Here is a 16,067-nt window from a genome sequence, read left to right on the forward strand (position 1 = left end):
GCACTAATCCTATGAAGCAGGAGCAAGCACATGAGCAAACCGACTTACGTTGAAGAATACCAAGCCATCACCGAGGTGCTTAACCAGTACATTGAGGGCTGCAAGCAGGCCAAAAGCAGCATCATGAAGCCGGCTTTCAGTGAGCAAGCGACCATGTTCAGCGTCGATGGCGACGGTAAGCTGGCGGGCGGCGCAATTTCAATCCTGTTCAACGGGATCGACAAGGGTTTCCGCCCTTCTCCTGACGCACCAGCAGCTATCGTCCGCGTCGAAGTCGTCGGTACGGCGGCTAGTGCTCGCATCGACGCCAACGACATGTCAGGCATCTCTTTCACCGACTTTTTTCATCTGCTGAAAGTTGATGGCAAGTGGACTGTGATCAGCAAGATTTTTCAAACGCATGGAGCAGCTTGATGACTAGTGCCGTCCGGCGGTTTAGTGTTCGACTCTCCCTGCTCACGCGTTGACATTAGAATCTGCGGGCAAATCTGCTGCGATGAGCGAGAAAAAAGGCGCCAAATTGGCGCCTTTACGTTATTAAGCGACTTTGATCACAACCTTTCCAAATGCTCCCCTCGCGAGATGCTCGTAAGCTTCTCGTGCTGTCTCGAATGGATAAACCTGATCGATCACGGGACGGATCTTGTGCTCGTTGAGCCCTGGCATTTTTCGGTGAAAGGTCAGGATCGATCCTTTGTGCCTGACGCTGGCATCACCGTCACCGAGTCGAATGCGTACGTTCAGTGTGGCGTGTCGGGCTTCGGAATAATTCAGGCACCCGGGATCGCCGTGGCCAAGCATTTGGAAAGTCGCGGTTTGGTGGAAATTCTAAAGCCTTATCGGCCAGCCCCTCGCCCGGTGTCGTTGCTATACCCGAGCCGGACTCATCTGGCGCCCCAGGTTCAAGCCTTTATCGAGTGGCTGCAAGAGCGATTTCCGCAGCTTCATTCTGACTGGCTGGAACTCTAGCGATCGAGCTGTGTAAACGGTGGTTAAGGGGCGGAACCGGTCCTTCGCGAACGTCGGTTCTTACCCAATTCACATAACACCCTTATGTAACCCGAAAACACGCCGATACCGTGCTGCAGCAAGGAAGCACCGCAGCAGCACTTACTTCATGGACGGCAGGAACCCGATCAATGTTGGAACACCTCTGGCGCAGCATCCATTCCCCGGACTACTTCCCCAACGTACTGGACTGGATGCTCCATATTCTCCTCAGCCCGTTCATGGTGATCATGTGCCTGATGGTCGGGGCGCTGGCCGGCAAATGGTGGAGAGCACTGCCCTACGGCAGTCTGACTTGTTATGTGGTCTTTCTGAGCCGGTCTTCTTTCTATCGCTGGGAAAGCATTTTCCCCCTAGCCGGCCTGCCTGCGCTGGCGATAGATGGCGCACTGCTTGCGCTGCTTGGTTTTTATTTGAAAGGCCTACTCAGAGCCCGCGCAGACGCAAAACCCGAAGGCCATTGGCTGCGCAGGCTTTATCAAGGCCTTAAGGTCGTCATGCTGACAGTCATGGTGTTGTTCTGGGGGCTCGTCGTGCTGTTTGTCGTGGTCTTCACTGTCTCGGTCGCGACCCAACCGTCATTGGTGCACTGAGCAGCTTCCTGCGTGATCAGACAAATCGGGACTCAGGAGCGCCGGAAACAGCGCTCGAATGAGCTGTCGGTTCGACAAGATGCACTTCCGTGGCATTGCGCCCCGCCAGCCAGGCCAGCACTGAGGCGACAACCAAGACAGCGGCGCTAAGCTCGAATGTGGCTTTGTAACCACTCAGATCGAAGGCCAGACCTCCAATGATTGCGCCTCCTGCGATCGCCAGTTGAACAATCGCCACGAGCAAGCCGCCTCCGGCTTCCGCATCATCCGGAAGCGTCTGCGCCAACCATGTCCACCAGCCAACCGGCGCGGCCGTCGCAACCAGTCCCCAGAGTCCGAGCAACATCGCGGTGAGTACCGGTGATTTGCCGAAGCTGACCAACGCCAGCGCGATGGCCGCCATGATCAGCGGGATGATGGTCAACGTGCGGTAGAGGCCGCGACCCATAAACCTTTCAATCAGAAAGGTGCCGATAAAACCGGCCAGTCCCAGCCCCAGCAACATCAAGGACAACGTAGAAACGCTGACGCCCGTCACGCCTTCAAGAAAGGGCCGCAGATAGGTGAACAGCATGAACTGGCCCATGAAAAAGACGCTGACGGCGACCATGCCCAAGGCCACTGGCAATTGCTTCATCAGCCGCAGGACGTTGCCGCTACCGGCCTGGCGCTCGGCCTTGAACGACGGAAGGCTGATCAGCAGCCACACGGCGGCCAGCACTGCGACCGGAACCACACAGAAGAATGCCCCACGCCAGCCGATCAGCGAACCGAGAAAGCTCCCTGCCGGAGCGGCTATCACCGTGGCCAAGGCGTTACCGCCATTGACGATGGCCAGCGCTCGCGAAACCTGTTCAGGCTTCACCAGACGCATTGCGGTCGCCGCCGACAATGACCAGAAACCACCAATCGCGATCCCGATCAGCGCACGTCCGAACATGAATGACGGGTAGCCCGGCGCGACCGCGACGACCGTACCGGAGACGATCATCAGCAAGGTCAGGCCCAGCAGCAGCTTCTTGCGTTCGACGCGAGCGGCGACCGAGGCAATCAGCAGGCTGGTGATCAAGGCAAAGGCTCCGGACACGGAAATCCCCTGCCCGGCCTGGCCTTCGGTGATGTGCAGGTCGGCCGCAATCGGCGTCAGCAGGCTGACCGGCATGAACTCTGAAGCGACCAGGGCGAATGCGGCTAGCGACATGGCCAGCACGGCGCTCAATCCGCCTGTTCTTTTAGAAGGATCTGTAGAAGGAAACGTCATGGGAACTACCTGTGGTGCGAAAAACTTGTGGATGTGATGCGCAGGGGCAAGCAGTTTGATGCCCATCCGGGCACTGCCCCTGTAACAGATAGACACATTCTCCCGGTCAATCCGGCCCTTCCCTAGCGCATTCCTCTTGAATGCTTGCCTGATCCTCTGGGGATGCAGGGTGATGGATAGGAAACGTCTCGCGCGCGGATTAGAGTTCGGTCAACAGGAGTGACCCGACATGATCCCTACCCCTCTGCCCCAGGAATCGCCTTTGGCGTTGAACATCGACCCGCGTGTGAGCGCGCCGGGTGACTTCGCCACAGCCATACCCGGGCTGTCGCTGTTTCGTCGCGACCAGCCGGCGCCGCCCGTGGTGTGCATGATCGAACCCAGCCTGATTCTCGTCGGTCGCGGCGAAAAGCGCTTGTGGGTCGGTGGTGAGGGCTACAGCTATGACCCTTCACGGTTTCTGGTGACGTCGCTGGACCTGCCCGCCAACTCCGAAGTGATGCTCGCCAGTCCCCAACAGCCTTGTGTCGGCCTCGTGCTGAAACTGGATGTGAGCATGCTCGCCGAAGTCATCACCAAGAGCGGCTTGCCGGCCAAGCGCCAGCCAGCAACGGGCACGGGCGCCGCGATTGGCAGCCTGTCGTCCGCGCTGGAGGGCGCACTTGATCGCCTGCTGGCATTGCTCGATGAACCCGAGGCGATCCCGGTGCTGGCGCCGCTGATTCTGCGCGAAATCCACTATCGCTTGCTGCACACCGACCAAGGCGCACGGCTGCGGCAGATCACGGCCGTCGATGGTCAGGGTTATCGCATCGCCAAAGCGATTGACTGGCTCAAGGTCAATTACACAGATGCATTGCGCATCGATGATCTGGCCGCGCGGGTGCAGATGAGTGCGCCGACCTTTCACCATCATTTCCGCCAGCTCACCGGCATGAGTCCGCTGCAGTACCAGAAATGGCTGCGGCTCAACGAAGCGCGACGGCTGATGCTGGTCGAGCGCCTCGACGTTTCGCGGGCGGCGTTTGCGGTCGGCTATGAAAGTCCGTCGCAGTTCAGCCGCGAATATGCCCGGCTGTTCGGCACCGCGCCGAGTCGTGACATCGCCCTTTTGCGCGGGCAGCCATTCGAGGCAGAAGCGCTCGGCACCGTCGCGAATTGAACGAACACCGGTGATGCGCCTCGCCGCGCCACCGCTCATAACAATGCACGTCAACCGATGAACAGCGGGTGAATCATGGAACTACGAATCAACCAGAAGACCTATCAGGTCGATGCCGACGCCGATACGCCCTTGCTCTGGGTGATCCGCGATGATCTGGGCATGACCGGGACCAAGTACGGCTGCGGACTGGCGCAATGCGGCGCCTGCTCGGTGCTGGTGGATGGCAACGTCGTGCGCTCGTGCGTCACGCCGGTGGCGGGTGTGGTCGGCCGCGAGGTCACCACGATTGAGGCCATCGAAAGCGATGAGGTGGGCAAACGAGTGGTCTCGACCTGGGTCGATCTGCAGGTCGCGCAGTGCGGCTACTGTCAGTCCGGGCAGGTGATGGCCGCCACTGCGCTGCTCAAACAAAACCCTAAACCGAGTGACGCGCAGATCGAGGCAGCGATGGTCAATCTGTGCCGCTGCGGTACTTACAACGCGATTCATGCCGCCGTGCATGAGCTGGCCGGCAAGGGAGAAGCGTGATGAACGTTCGTATCGACCCTTCACAGCAAGCCTCAGCACTGGATCTGCACGAACCGATCAATGTTTCGCGTAGACGTTTTCTCACCGGTACCGCCGTCGGCGCACTGGTCCTCGGCTTCGGCCTGCCGCTGGGTGCGACGCGCGTGCAAGCTGCCGTGGCAACGGCGACGGCTGAGCGCGGCACGCAGGTGCCGGCGTTTCTCGAAATCCGCCCGGACAACCGCGTGCGTCTGCTCTGCCCGTTCATGGAGGGCGGGCAAGGTACGTTCACCGCAATGGCGCAGATTGTCGGTGAAGAACTGGATGCCGACCCGGCGACCTTCCTGGTCGAAGCGGCGCCGCCCGGCGAAGCCTATGTGGTGTTGGAAAACGGCATGCGCATCACTGGCGGCAGCATGTCGGTGCGCATGAGTTACCCGGTGATGCGCCGCCTCGGCGCCCTCGCCCGCGCCATGTTATTGCAGGCGGGCGCGCAGCAACTTGGCGTGCCGGTAAGTGAATTGACCACCGAGCCAGGCAAAGTCGTGCACGCCAAGTCGGGCCGCTCGCTGGCTTACGGTGAACTGGCCGAGCGCGCGATGGATCTGCCGGTTCCCGATCCGGCCTCCGTGAAGCTGCGTGATCCGAGCCAGTTCCGCTGGATCGGCAAACCGGTGAAGCGCCTCGATGCTTACGACAAGTCCACCGGCAAGGCGCTGTACAGCATCGATCTGAAGGTCGACGACATGCTCCATGCCGCCGTGCAACATGCCCCGCGCCTGGGCATGACCGTGGGTAACCTGCGCAACGAAGAGCAGGTCAAGGCGATGAAAGGCGTGCATTCCGTGCATCGTCTGCCGGGTGCCGTGGCGGTGGTCGCCGAGCGCTGGTGGCACGCCAAACGTGCCGTCGAGGCGATTCAGGTTGACTGGCAAGAGCCAACGGCCGACAGCAAAGTGCGGCCGATGCCTGCTGACTTTTCCAGCGATGCCTGGTTCAAGCGCCTCGCTGAAGATAAAAGCCCGGCCAAAGATGATGAAAACGAAGGCGACGTGGCGGCGATTCTCAAGGAGACCAAGACCCGGATTGACGCCACTTACCACAACCAATACCTGAACCACGGCCAGTTGGAGCCGCCTTCGGCACTGGCCCGATTCAACCCGGACGGTTCGCTGGAAGTCTGGTTGCCGAATCAGGCGCCGGACATGTTCCGCGCCGACATTGCCAAACGCACAGGGCTGGATCCGTCACGCATCACCTTGCATTCGCCGCTGCTGGGTGGCTTCTTCGGTCGGCATTTTCTCTACGATTCGGCCAGTCCCTATCCGCAGGCGATCGCGCTGGCGAAAGCGGTTGGCCGTCCGGTCAAACTGATCTGGAGTCGCGAGGAAGAGTTCCTGCGTGACGTGCTCCGTCCCGTTGCTGCGGTGAATTTCCGTGCCGCACTGGACAGCGACGGCTGGCCGCTGGCAATCGAAGCGATCAGTGCCACCGAAGGGCCAACCGAAGCGCTCGCTGGCAAGCAAGGTGAAAAGCTCGATCCGACGGCGCTTGAAGGTTTGTCCGGCAAGTCCTACGCAATCGCCAACAAGCGCATCGCGCAGATCTATGTCAAAGGCCCGGCGATGCTCGGTTACTGGCGTTCGGTGGGTAACTCGCTGAACGACTTCTTCTATGAATCGTTCCTCGATGAGCTGGCCGACAAGGGCGGCAAAGACCCGTTCGATTTGCGCCTGCATCTGTTACGCGACAACAAACGCCTGACCACTCTGCTGCAAGCGGTGGGTGAACTGTCCGGAGGCTGGAAGCGCGGGCCGTTTACCGCCGAGGATGGCAGCAAACGTGCGCGCGGCGTGGCCATGGCTTCGCCGTTCGGTACCGAGACGGCGGTGATCGCCGAGGTGTCCATCGAGAACGGCCAAGTCAAGGTGCACGACATCTGGCAGGCGATTGACCCGGGCAGCATCGTCAACCCGGCGATTGTCGAGGCGCAGGTCAATGGCGCCGTGGCGCTGGGGCTGTCGCAAACCCTGGTGGAAGAAGCCGTGTGGGTGGATGGTAAACCCCGGGCGCGCAACTACGACTTGTATCCGATCCTGCCGCCTGCGCGGATGGCTCGGGTCCATGTGCGTGTGGTCCAGAGCGGGGAAAAAATGGGTGGCATCGGTGAGCCGCCATTGCCTGCGGTCGCGCCCGCCGTCGCTAACGCGGTGGCAAGGCTAACCGGTCAGCGGGTGCGCAGCCTGCCCATGAGCCGACACACCTTCACTTGATCAGCGCCGGAGCGTCCATGAATAACAGCCGATTCGCAAGAACCGCTGGCTGGCTGGCAGTGCCGTGCCTGGTCGCGGCAGGCCTGCTGGCCTGGTATGTCACCCGCGAGCCTGTCTCGCGCCTGGAAAACCATCAGATCGCCGTGGCCGACATCGACCCGGCACTGGTCGCCCGTGGCGAATACGTCGCCCGGCTCAGCGATTGCGTGGCCTGCCACAGCGTGCCGGGCGGCGCGCCGTTCGCTGGCGGTCTGGAAATGGCCACACCGCTGGGCTCAATCCATGCGACCAATATCACCCCGGACACGGAAACCGGCATCGGCCACTACAGCCTGGCAGACTTCGACCGGGCGGTGCGCCACGGCGTAGCACCCGACCGTCGCCGTCTGTACCCGGCGATGCCCTACCCGTCCTACGCCAAGCTCAGTGATGACGATGTGCGTGCGCTGTATGCGTTCTTCATGAAAGGCGTGGCGCCCGTGAAACAGGCGAACATCCCCAGCGCGATTCCGTTTCCGCTGAACCTGCGCTGGCCGATTGCGCTGTGGAATGGCGTGTTTGTCGACGCCGAACCCTACGTAGCCAAACCGTCGCAGGATGAACAGTGGAACCGTGGCGCTTACCTCGTTCAAGGCGCCGGGCATTGCGGCAGTTGCCACACGCCGCGCGGTTTGGCGTTCAACGAGAAGGCACTGGATGAGGCCGGCAAGCCGTATCTCGCTGGTGCGTTGCTCGATGGCTGGTACGCACCGAGCCTGCGTGATGATCACAACACTGGGCTGGGCCGCTGGAGCGAACCGGAGATCGTCCAGTTCCTCAAGACCGGTCGCAACCAACATGCGGTGGTCTACGGCTCGATGACCGAAGCATTCAACAACTCCACGCAGTTCATGAGCGATGACGATCTGACCGCGATTGCCCACTACCTGAAGTCCTTGCCTGGCGACCGCCAGCGCGATGGCGAGCCCTGGCAGTATCAAGCGGTTTCGGCGGCGGAGCGCCTGGACTCGCCCGGTGCTCATACCTACGTGACGCGTTGTGCTTCCTGCCATGGTCTGGACGGCAAGGGCCAGTCCGAATGGATGCCGCCGCTGGCCGGCGCGACTTCTGCACTGGCCAAGGAAAGCGCCTCGGCGATCAACATCACCCTGAATGGTTCGCAACGCGTGGTGGCGGCCGGCGTGCCGGACGCCTATCGCATGCCGGCCTTCCGCGAGCAGTTGTCGGATCAGCAGATCGCCGAAGTGCTGACCTTCATGCGCAGCACCTGGGGCAACCAAAGCACTGCGGTTGATGCGCAGACGGTGGGCAAACTGCGTGAACACACCGATCCGGCCAGCAGCAGCCCGATCATTCTGCAGATGCGCTAAGAGGAGACACTGATGGAAAGCATCGACTTGCTGGTCCTGCGCACAGCGCGGGACTGGCTTGCCGCTGGCGAGCGTGTGTTGCTCGCCACGGTGGCGCGCACCTGGGGTTCTTCACCACGGCCGACGGGGTCGATGATGGCGTTGCGTGACGATGGTCGCGTGGTGGGCAGCGTGTCTGGCGGCTGCATCGAGGACGATCTGATCCATCGCTACACCACGGCCCATGGCGGCAGCGCTTTCAGTGGCAGCACGCCAGAAGTGGTGCGTTATGGCGTCAGTGCCGATGAGGCGCATCGCTTCGGCTTGCCCTGTGGCGGCACGCTTGAACTGATCCTTGAGTTCAACCCGGCGTGGCAGTCTCTTGATCAGCTGCTGAGGCAACTGGACGCCGGGCAACTGGTTCGCCGTCGCCTGGCGTTGGAGTCTGGTCAGGTGATGCTCGAACCGACCGCAACGCCGGAACAGTTCAGCTTCGATGGCGTGCAGATGCTCAACACCTTGGGGCCGGGCTATCGAATGCTGATGATCGGTGCCGGCGCGCTGGCCGAGTATCTGGCGACCATGGCTTTGTTCAACGGTTTCAAGGTGGCAGTGTGCGATCCGCGTCCCGAGTACATCGAGACTTGGGCGGTAGACGGTGTGGAGCGCATTGTCGGCATGCCGGACGACGTGGTCCGCGACTTCGCGGTCGATCTGCGCACCTGCATCGTCGCCCTGAGTCATGACCCCAAACTCGACGATCTGGCCTTGCTCGAAGCGCTCCATAGCCCGGCGTTCTACATCGGCGCCATCGGCTCGCGGCGCAACAGCCAGCTGCGTCGCGAACGCCTGATCGAGCATTTTGGCGAGACCGAGGCGTCGCTTGCGCGTCTACACGGGCCGATCGGTCTGTACATTGGCAGCAAGACGCCTGCGGAAATCGCCGTCAGCGTGATGGCCGAGATTCTTGCGGCGAAGAATGGCGCCCAGCTGCCGCAAGCATTTTCCATCGCCAGGGCCAAAGCGCTCGCCGAATGAGCCGCGCTGCTACTCTGCGACGGCGTTTTCGGTCGGCAACGAAGCGAGCATTTCTACGCGGCATACCTCAAGAATCTCGTCTGCCAGCGCGGAATCATCCGGGCAGGCACGCGACAGGATAATCGCGCCGACGGCCCGCGACAGCAGGTCGATCATCTGCTTGCGCCCCTCACCCACCTCGGCATCCGGCGCTGTCGGGTATTTCTCCCCCAGCGTTTGCAGGGTGTGCTCAATGCCCTCGGCAAACGTCGCTTTCACCTCATCCGACTGACGCGCCGCGTCGCCGCCCAACGCGGCCATGGTGCAACCGTCGCCGCGTCCGTCGCGATGTTCTCTGTTCACATAAACGTTGATGAAGCCCGGAACATCCAGTGCTTGGGCGGCGGTCAGCGATTTGGCCAGACTGCACGCCGAGGCTTCGGCCATCAGGTCGGCCTTCGACCCGAAATGTTTGTAGAAACCACCATGGGTAAAACCGGCGGCCGCCATGAGGTCCGCCACGCCGACGCCGTCAAAACCGCGCTCGCGGAACAGCTCTGAGGCGGTTTCAACGATGTGTTCTCGATTGGCCTGCGCCTGGGCCTTGGTCACTCTCACGTGCAATACCTCGTGTTTCCGGGGAAATCCTGCGTCCGATGATACATAGATGTTGGCCATAATCAAAACCGTTGACAGTTTAGATTTAGATCATCATCCTAATTGCTCGCAACAACGATCTTCATCAACGGGCACGGAACAACATCAATCGCCGCTGGCTGAATCAAGCATCAGCGCAAGCTGAGCGCGTTCTGTTTCTCACACCCTCAAAGAGAGATAAACCATGAGCACTCGCCCTACTGTTCTGATCACTGGCGCCTCCACCGGCATCGGCGCGGTCTACGCCGAACGCTTTGCGCAACGCGGCCACGACCTGGTACTGGTCGCCCGCGATCAGGCGCGCCTGGATGCACTGGCTGCGCGCTTGCGCAGCGAACACGACGTCGCCGTCGATGTGATCCCGGCGGACCTGACCCAACCGGGCGATCTGAACACCGTTGAAAACCGCCTGCGCGACGATGCCCGCATCGGCATCCTCGTCAATAACGCCGGCGCGGCGCTGTCTGGCCATTTCGTCGAGCAAAGCACCGATAAAGTGGCGCAACTGGTCGCCCTCAACACCACCGCACTGGTGCGGCTTGCCAGCGCCATCGCTCCACGCCTGGCCAAGGCCGGTGACGGTGCGATCATCAACATCGGTTCGGTGGTGGGCCTCGCACCGGAGTTCGGCATGACGGTCTACGGCGCGACCAAGGCTTTTGTGCTGTTCCTGTCTCAGGGTCTGAGCCTGGAACTGTCGCCTCAGGGCGTCTACGTGCAAGCCGTCCTGCCTGCCGCCACGCGCACGGAAATCTGGGATCGTTCCGGCGTCGACATCAACACCTTGAACGAAATCATGGAGGTGGGTGATCTGGTGGATGCTGCGCTCGTCGGCTTCGATCGTCGCGAACCGGTGACCATTCCGCCGCTGCACGAAGCAGAGCGCTGGGATGCCTTGCAGGGCGCACGACTGGGACTTATCGGGCAAATCCGCCAATCTGAGGTTGCCCAGCGCTACCAGACGCCAGAATGATCTTCAGCTAGCGAGCATGCTCGGCGGATTCGATGCAGTCACAAGGCGCTGCATCGAATCCGCAACGCAGCGACTACCATCCGTACACCGACAAGAGCCGCACCTCGATGAAAGCTTTTTTGATTGATCGCTATGGCAAGCACCCCGGGCGCATCGGCGAAGCGCCTGCCCCCGCAGTGGGTCCTCACGACGTCTTGATCGAGGTCCATGCCAGCAGCGTCAACGTGCTGGACTCGAAGATCAGCACCGGCGAATTCAAGTTGATCCTGCCCTACGCGTTTCCATTGATTCTGGGCAACGATCTGGCAGGCGTGGTGACTGAAGTCGGCACGCAAGTGACACGCTTCAAACCGGGAGACGAGGTGTACGCCCGCCCACCGGAAACACGAATCGGTACCTTCGCCGAGTTGATCGCCGTGAACGAAAACGCGATTGCCCTGAAACCGGCCAATACCAGCATGGCACAGGCGGCTTCCCTGCCCTTGGTGGCACTGACTGCCTGGCAAGTGCTGGTCGACACCGCCCAGCTGAAAAAAGGCCAGAAAGTACTGATTCACGCCGGTTCCGGCGGCGTCGGCACCGTCGCCATTCAGCTTGCCAAACACCTCGGTGCCTTTGTCGCCACAACCACCAGCACCGCGAATGTCGAATGGGTCAAGGCGTTGGGGGCTGACGTGGTCATCGACTACAAACAGCAGAACTTCGAAAGTGTCTTGCACGACTACGACGTGGTGTTGAACAGCCTCGGCGCCGATGTCCTGGAGAAATCACTCAAGGTGCTCAAGCCCGGTGGCCAGCTGATTTCCATCTCTGGGCCACCCACCGCGCAATTCGCACAGGAGCAAGGTTTGTCCTGGCCCTTGCAGCAGGTCATGCGCTTGCTGAGCTTCGCTATTCGGCGCAAGGCACGCAAGCGTGACGTCAATTACGCGTTCGTGTTCATGCGCGCCAACGGCGCCCAACTGCAACAAATCAGCTCGCTGGTTGCGGCCGGCATCATCAAACCGGTGATTGATCGAACGTTCCCCTTTGAATCAACGGCCGAGGCGTTGAGTTACGTCGAGCAGGGCCGCGCGAAGGGCAAGGTCGTTGTTTTGATCAAGTGAAGATTCCGGCTATTGCTGAATTATCCGTAGAAACCAGCTCACTGCGTTCTTCGACAGGTCATAGAACCCCTCCCGGCAAGAAGGGTCTGCTCTCTTATAACCTCTCAGGAATCCCCCCATGTCCGCGCAACGCAACCTTGTCCTCCTCGCTCGGGGAGGCTATGCCGCCCGAGGAATGCTTTATCTGATCATCGGTATCTTTGCGTTGCTGGCAGCCCAGGATTCGACTAAACCGAAGGACAGCCACAAGAGTCTGGAAGCCTTGCTGGCCCAGCCATTCGGCTATTTTCTGGTTGGACTTGTCGTGGCGGGACTGCTCGCATTTGCCGCCTGGCGTGTTCTGCAGGCAACGCGTGATGTCGATCATCACGGCACAAAACTCAAAGGTCTGGTGATTCGCACAGGGCTGTTTGTGGGCGGTCTGGTCAACGGTGCTCTGGCGTTCTTTGCATTGGGCCTGCTCATCAGCGGGATTAAAAGCTCGGGCAATTCCGCAGGACAAACCAAAGACTGGCTGGCGCATCTTCTGTCCTGGGAACATTCGAACTGGCTGGTGTACCTGATCGCCCTCGTGCCGCTCGGTGTAGGCATTGCTCACATCATCAAGGGCTGGAAAGCGTCGTTCGAGAAGTATTTCGAGGCCGACGAAGAGGTCATGCGCTACGTCCGCCCGGTCTCGCGGTTTGGTCTGATCGCGCGCGGCGTCGTGTTTATCGAGATCGCATTGCTGCTGGCAATCAGCGGCTCTACCTATCAAGCCATGGATCCACCGGGCATGAAGGAAGCGCTCGATGCACTGCAGAATTTACCCGCTGGCTGGCTGATCTTGATGGTAATAGCCTTGGGGCTGATGGCGTTCTCGGTCTACAGTCTGTCGGAAGCTTGCTGGCGCAAGATCAATATGGATGTGCCAGGCGTATCGAGCACATAACGTGTAACGTCTTTGCCGATGATCACCCGGGCGCGGCATCGATGAGCGAACCTTTCCCCCGAAAACAACGTCCGAGCTAAAGCGTTAACGCTTACCGCTCGCCACGAGGTTTCCGTTTGAAAGCTGCCATCGTCAGAAAATACCGATTGATCATCAAAACGCTGGGCTACGTCGGCTGGGCCTTGTTCTGGCTGTTGCTCTGGGACATCGCTGTCACTGTCGACTTCATGTTGTTTCTCAACACCAAGCTGAATTTACCCCTCATGCCCCTGACTTTATTGGGTTCGGCGTTGATTGTGTTGATCAGTTTCCGCAACAGCAGCGCCTACAACCGCTGGTGGGAAGCAAGGACGCTGTGGGGGGCGATGATCAACAACTCGCGCAGTTTCGCCCGGCAGGTGCTGACGTTGCTGGATGACGCTGACAACGAGGTCAATCCGGTCAAGTCGACTCTATTACGCCGCCACGTCGCCTATGTGAATTGCCTCGCAGCGCATCTGCAAGGCCAGCCTTGCCCTGAGGAAGTCCGCGCGTTCATTCCCGCCGAGGAGTTCGCCCGCAGCGGCACCACCAATAACTTTGCCAACGATATCCTCACCGGCTCGGCGACTTTGCTCGCGCGGGAATACAAGGCCGGGCGCCTGGACAGCATTCGCCTGGCGCGGTTGGAATCGACGCTGGTGGACCTGTCCAACAGCCAGGGTGGCATGGAGCGAATTGCCAATACGCCGCTGCCCTACCCTTATGTGTATTTCCCACGGCTGTTTATCTCGCTGTTTTGCCTGATCGTCCCGGTCGGTCTGGTGGAGTCGCTGGGCTGGTTCACGCCGCTGGCGTCGACCGTGGTGGGCTTTATGCTGCTGGCCATCGAGCGCATCGGCACCGACCTGCAAAGTCCGTTTCGCCACAGCGAGCATCAGATTCAGATGGAAGCGCTGTGCGAAACCATCGAGAAGAATCTGCAGTCGATGCAGCGTGACTCCCTGGGTGACGTGCGCAGGCTTGCAGAGAACGTTTGAGGTGCAGTAATCGGGAACCGTCAGGATGTCTGACGGTTCCCGAATCAATCAGAACGCCGCACAACATCGCTTGTTATCGCACCGCGCTCACACATTTCCCCGAGCGCTCACCGTCATTCCCCCTCTGCTTCCCGCTCCTCGCGGTCTCACATTTTCCGATGTGAGGTTTTCGCATCTGCATAAAAAAGATTGCCGATTCATTGTCAGGTGATTTTTTTCAGCCTATCTTCAATAAAACCTATACAAAGCACTTCATCGCGTACAACTCTTTCGCTATGGATTGGCCCCACGCACAGCACTGCCGCGAGCACCTTGAATGAACCCACTATTAGCCAGCCATTACCGTGAAATTCTCGTCGGCGTCGGTGAAAACCCCGAGCGCGAAGGTCTGTTGGACACACCCCAACGCGCCGCCAAAGCGATGCAGTATCTGTGCAATGGCTACACGATGAGCCTGGAAGACGTCACCAACGGTGCCCTGTTCGAGTCGCAGAGCGATGAAATGGTGATCGTCAGCGACATCGAGCTGTATTCCTTGTGCGAGCACCACATGCTGCCCTTTATCGGCAAGGCACATGTCGCGTACATCCCCACCGGCCGGGTGCTGGGGCTGTCGAAGGTCGCGCGGGTGGTAGACATGTTCGCGCGGCGCCTGCAGATCCAGGAAAACCTCACGCGGCAGATTGCCGATGCCATTCAGCAAATCACCGATGCCGCCGGTGTCGCGGTGGTCATTGAAGCTCGGCACATGTGCATGATGATGCGCGGCGTTGAGAAGCAGAATTCGGTCATGACCTCCTCCGTGATGCTGGGTGCTTTTCGGGACAGTTCGACGACACGGCAGGAATTCCTGCAACTGATCGGGCGGCGATAAAGCTATACAGGAGACAGTCACTGTACAAGCCGCCAGTTCGAATCTCACCCTCTTCACTCGTGCGTTTCAGGGAGTTAGGCAATGACCCGATTTCTGCTGTTACTGACACTGGCACTCAGCGTCGCAAGCTGCGGCAGCGTGGATGTTGCCCGTTATGCCGAGCAACAACCGGCCTTGGACCTGCAGCGTTTTTTCAGCCAGCCCGTCAAAGCCTGGGGAATGTTTCAGAAGCGCAGCGGTGAAGTGGCCAAGCGTTTTGAGGTCAACATCGTCAGCCGGCGTGAGGGTAACAACCTGATTCTCGACGAGCGCTTCCTGTACAGCGACGGCACCCGCCAACGTCGCGTCTGGACCCTCACGCCCGAAGGCCAGGGGCGCTGGAGCGGTCGCGCGGCTGACGTAGTGGGTGTCGCCGAGGGCCAGGTCGCGGGCAATACGCTGCACTGGCGTTATCGCCTGAACCTGCCGGTCGATGACTCGACTTACGAAATGAGCATGGACGACTGGATGTACTTGATGGACGAGGACACGTTGATTAACCGCACCAGCATGTCCAAATTCGGCGTAGAGGTCGGACAGGTGACATTGTTCTTCCGTCGCCAGGGTGCCGGAGTCAGCGAATGAACCGCGCATTGACCCTGGCCTCGCTCGGCGACGGTTATCGCGCGCTGGTGATCGGCGCCAGTGGCGCCCTCGGCACAGCCTTTTGCCAACGGCTGAAACAGGATCCGCGCTGTGCCGGCGTTCGCGCGCTGGGGCGCCGTACGTTCCCCGCGCTCGACCTTGAACGACCTGAAACGATTGCCAGCGCCGCCGCCGAACTGGCAGGCGAAGCGCCGTATCAACTGATCATCCACGCGGCCGGTCTGCTCCATCGTGACGGGATCAAGCCGGAAAAAAGCTTCAGCGCGATCGAGCCGGAGGCGCTGCAAACCGTGTTTCAAGTGAACACGCTGGGTCCGGCATTGGTGTTGCGTCATTTCCTGCCACTGCTCGATCCTCGGGGAGCAATGGCGATGCTTTCGGCCAAGGTCGGAAGCATTGGCGACAACCGATTGGGCGGCTGGTACGCCTACCGCGCTTCCAAGGCTGCGCTGAACATGCTGATCAAGACCGCCGCCATCGAATTGGCACGCACGCGCCCGCAGAGTCGCTTGCTCAGTCTGCACCCGGGCACGGTGGTGTCGGGGTTGTCGCAACCTTTTCGCGGCGCCTCCAGCGCCCGTCCGGCAGACGTTGCCGCTGAACAGTTACTGACTTTGATTGACCAGTTGACGCCGGCCGACAGCGGCCATTTCTTTGCCTACGATGGAGAACGCCTACCCTGGTAGGCA

Annotated in this window: 16 protein-coding genes and 2 pseudogenes; 15 read left to right on the forward strand and 3 right to left on the reverse strand. The window is 60.4% G+C overall.

Features of this window, described 5'->3' with window-relative positions; all coding sequences use genetic code 11:
- The first annotated feature begins 30 nt into the window (after positions 1-30).
- Positions 31-414 (forward strand): nuclear transport factor 2 family protein, encoded by a 384-nt coding sequence (locus tag AB4N74_RS09765; protein ID WP_093431509.1) that lies wholly within the window; start codon positions 31-33, stop codon positions 412-414.
- A 123-nt stretch (positions 415-537) separates the two neighbouring features.
- Here the strand turns inward: AB4N74_RS09765 and AB4N74_RS09770 are convergent.
- Positions 538-663: pseudogene (locus AB4N74_RS09770) on the reverse strand (zinc-binding dehydrogenase); the annotation flags it as partial.
- Here AB4N74_RS09770 and AB4N74_RS09775 point away from each other — a divergent pair.
- Positions 658-969, forward strand: a pseudogene (locus AB4N74_RS09775) (LysR substrate-binding domain-containing protein); the annotation flags it as partial. The pseudogenes AB4N74_RS09770 and AB4N74_RS09775 overlap by 6 nt on opposite strands.
- A 170-nt stretch (positions 970-1,139) precedes the next feature.
- Entirely contained in the window at positions 1,140-1,601 is a 462-nt protein-coding gene (locus tag AB4N74_RS09780; RefSeq protein WP_099759175.1) for a hypothetical protein, read from the forward strand.
- A 16-nt stretch (positions 1,602-1,617) separates the two neighbouring features.
- On the opposite strand, the gene AB4N74_RS09785 is transcribed toward AB4N74_RS09780, so the two are convergent.
- Positions 1,618-2,862 carry an MFS transporter gene (locus AB4N74_RS09785; protein ID WP_460099735.1) on the reverse strand — a complete coding sequence of 415 codons (1,245 nt, stop codon included), beginning with the start codon at positions 2,860-2,862 and terminating at the stop codon, positions 1,618-1,620.
- 229 nt (positions 2,863-3,091) lie between these two features.
- On the opposite strand from AB4N74_RS09785, the gene AB4N74_RS09790 reads away from it, so the two are divergent.
- The 5 genes from AB4N74_RS09790 (at position 3,092) to AB4N74_RS09810 (ending at position 9,194) form a co-directional block, all read left to right on the forward strand.
- Positions 3,092-4,024, forward strand: a complete 933-nt coding sequence (locus AB4N74_RS09790; protein WP_093431503.1) for an AraC family transcriptional regulator — start codon at positions 3,092-3,094, stop codon at positions 4,022-4,024.
- A gap of 75 nt (positions 4,025-4,099) precedes the next feature.
- Positions 4,100-4,555, forward strand: coding sequence for a (2Fe-2S)-binding protein (locus AB4N74_RS09795; RefSeq protein ID WP_186622230.1), 456 nt, complete (start codon positions 4,100-4,102; stop codon positions 4,553-4,555).
- A complete protein-coding gene (locus tag AB4N74_RS09800; RefSeq protein ID WP_460099738.1) occupies positions 4,555-6,807 on the forward strand; it encodes a xanthine dehydrogenase family protein molybdopterin-binding subunit in 2,253 nt (750 codons plus the stop codon). Before AB4N74_RS09795 ends, AB4N74_RS09800 begins: the two co-directional genes overlap by 1 nt.
- Before the next feature lie 17 nt (positions 6,808-6,824).
- A complete protein-coding gene (locus AB4N74_RS09805) occupies positions 6,825-8,177 on the forward strand; it encodes a c-type cytochrome (RefSeq protein WP_460099741.1) in 1,353 nt (450 codons plus the stop codon).
- 12 nt (positions 8,178-8,189) lie between these two features.
- Positions 8,190-9,194, forward strand: a complete 1,005-nt coding sequence (locus AB4N74_RS09810; protein WP_257355148.1) for an XdhC family protein — start codon at positions 8,190-8,192, stop codon at positions 9,192-9,194.
- Positions 9,195-9,203: 9 nt separating this feature from the next.
- Here the strand turns inward: AB4N74_RS09810 and AB4N74_RS09815 are convergent, their stop codons facing one another.
- The gene (locus AB4N74_RS09815) at positions 9,204-9,791 is read right to left on the reverse strand and encodes a TetR/AcrR family transcriptional regulator (protein ID WP_257355149.1); all 588 of its coding nucleotides are present in this window, start codon (positions 9,789-9,791) and stop codon (positions 9,204-9,206) included.
- Between the two features lie 223 nt (positions 9,792-10,014).
- Between AB4N74_RS09815 and AB4N74_RS09820 the strand changes: the two genes are divergently transcribed.
- The 7 genes from AB4N74_RS09820 to AB4N74_RS09850 all read left to right on the forward strand — a co-directional run bounded on the left by AB4N74_RS09820 (position 10,015) and on the right by AB4N74_RS09850 (position 16,064).
- A complete protein-coding gene (locus AB4N74_RS09820; RefSeq protein WP_460099745.1) occupies positions 10,015-10,803 on the forward strand; it encodes an SDR family NAD(P)-dependent oxidoreductase in 789 nt (262 codons plus the stop codon).
- Positions 10,804-10,910: 107 nt separating this feature from the next.
- Positions 10,911-11,909, forward strand: a complete 999-nt coding sequence (locus AB4N74_RS09825) for an NADP-dependent oxidoreductase (protein WP_460101107.1) — start codon at positions 10,911-10,913, stop codon at positions 11,907-11,909.
- Between the two features lie 118 nt (positions 11,910-12,027).
- Positions 12,028-12,840, forward strand: a complete 813-nt coding sequence (locus AB4N74_RS09830) for a DUF1206 domain-containing protein (RefSeq protein ID WP_099759180.1) — start codon at positions 12,028-12,030, stop codon at positions 12,838-12,840.
- A gap of 116 nt (positions 12,841-12,956) precedes the next feature.
- Positions 12,957-13,859 carry a bestrophin family protein gene (locus tag AB4N74_RS09835; RefSeq protein ID WP_093431486.1) on the forward strand — a complete coding sequence of 301 codons (903 nt, stop codon included), beginning with the start codon at positions 12,957-12,959 and terminating at the stop codon, positions 13,857-13,859.
- 316 nt (positions 13,860-14,175) lie between these two features.
- The gene (folE, locus tag AB4N74_RS09840; RefSeq protein WP_034154114.1) at positions 14,176-14,733 is read left to right on the forward strand and encodes a GTP cyclohydrolase I FolE; all 558 of its coding nucleotides are present in this window, start codon (positions 14,176-14,178) and stop codon (positions 14,731-14,733) included.
- Between the two features lie 81 nt (positions 14,734-14,814).
- Positions 14,815-15,357: a DUF3833 domain-containing protein gene (locus tag AB4N74_RS09845; RefSeq protein ID WP_093431483.1), complete on the forward strand. Its 543-nt coding sequence runs from the start codon at positions 14,815-14,817 to the stop codon at positions 15,355-15,357.
- Positions 15,354-16,064: an SDR family NAD(P)-dependent oxidoreductase gene (locus AB4N74_RS09850; protein WP_257355150.1), complete on the forward strand. Its 711-nt coding sequence runs from the start codon at positions 15,354-15,356 to the stop codon at positions 16,062-16,064. The genes AB4N74_RS09845 and AB4N74_RS09850 overlap by 4 nt, the downstream gene beginning before the upstream one ends.
- Positions 16,065-16,067: the final 3 nt, after the last annotated feature.

It is taken from the genome of Pseudomonas sp. H3_C08, assembly GCF_054669455.1.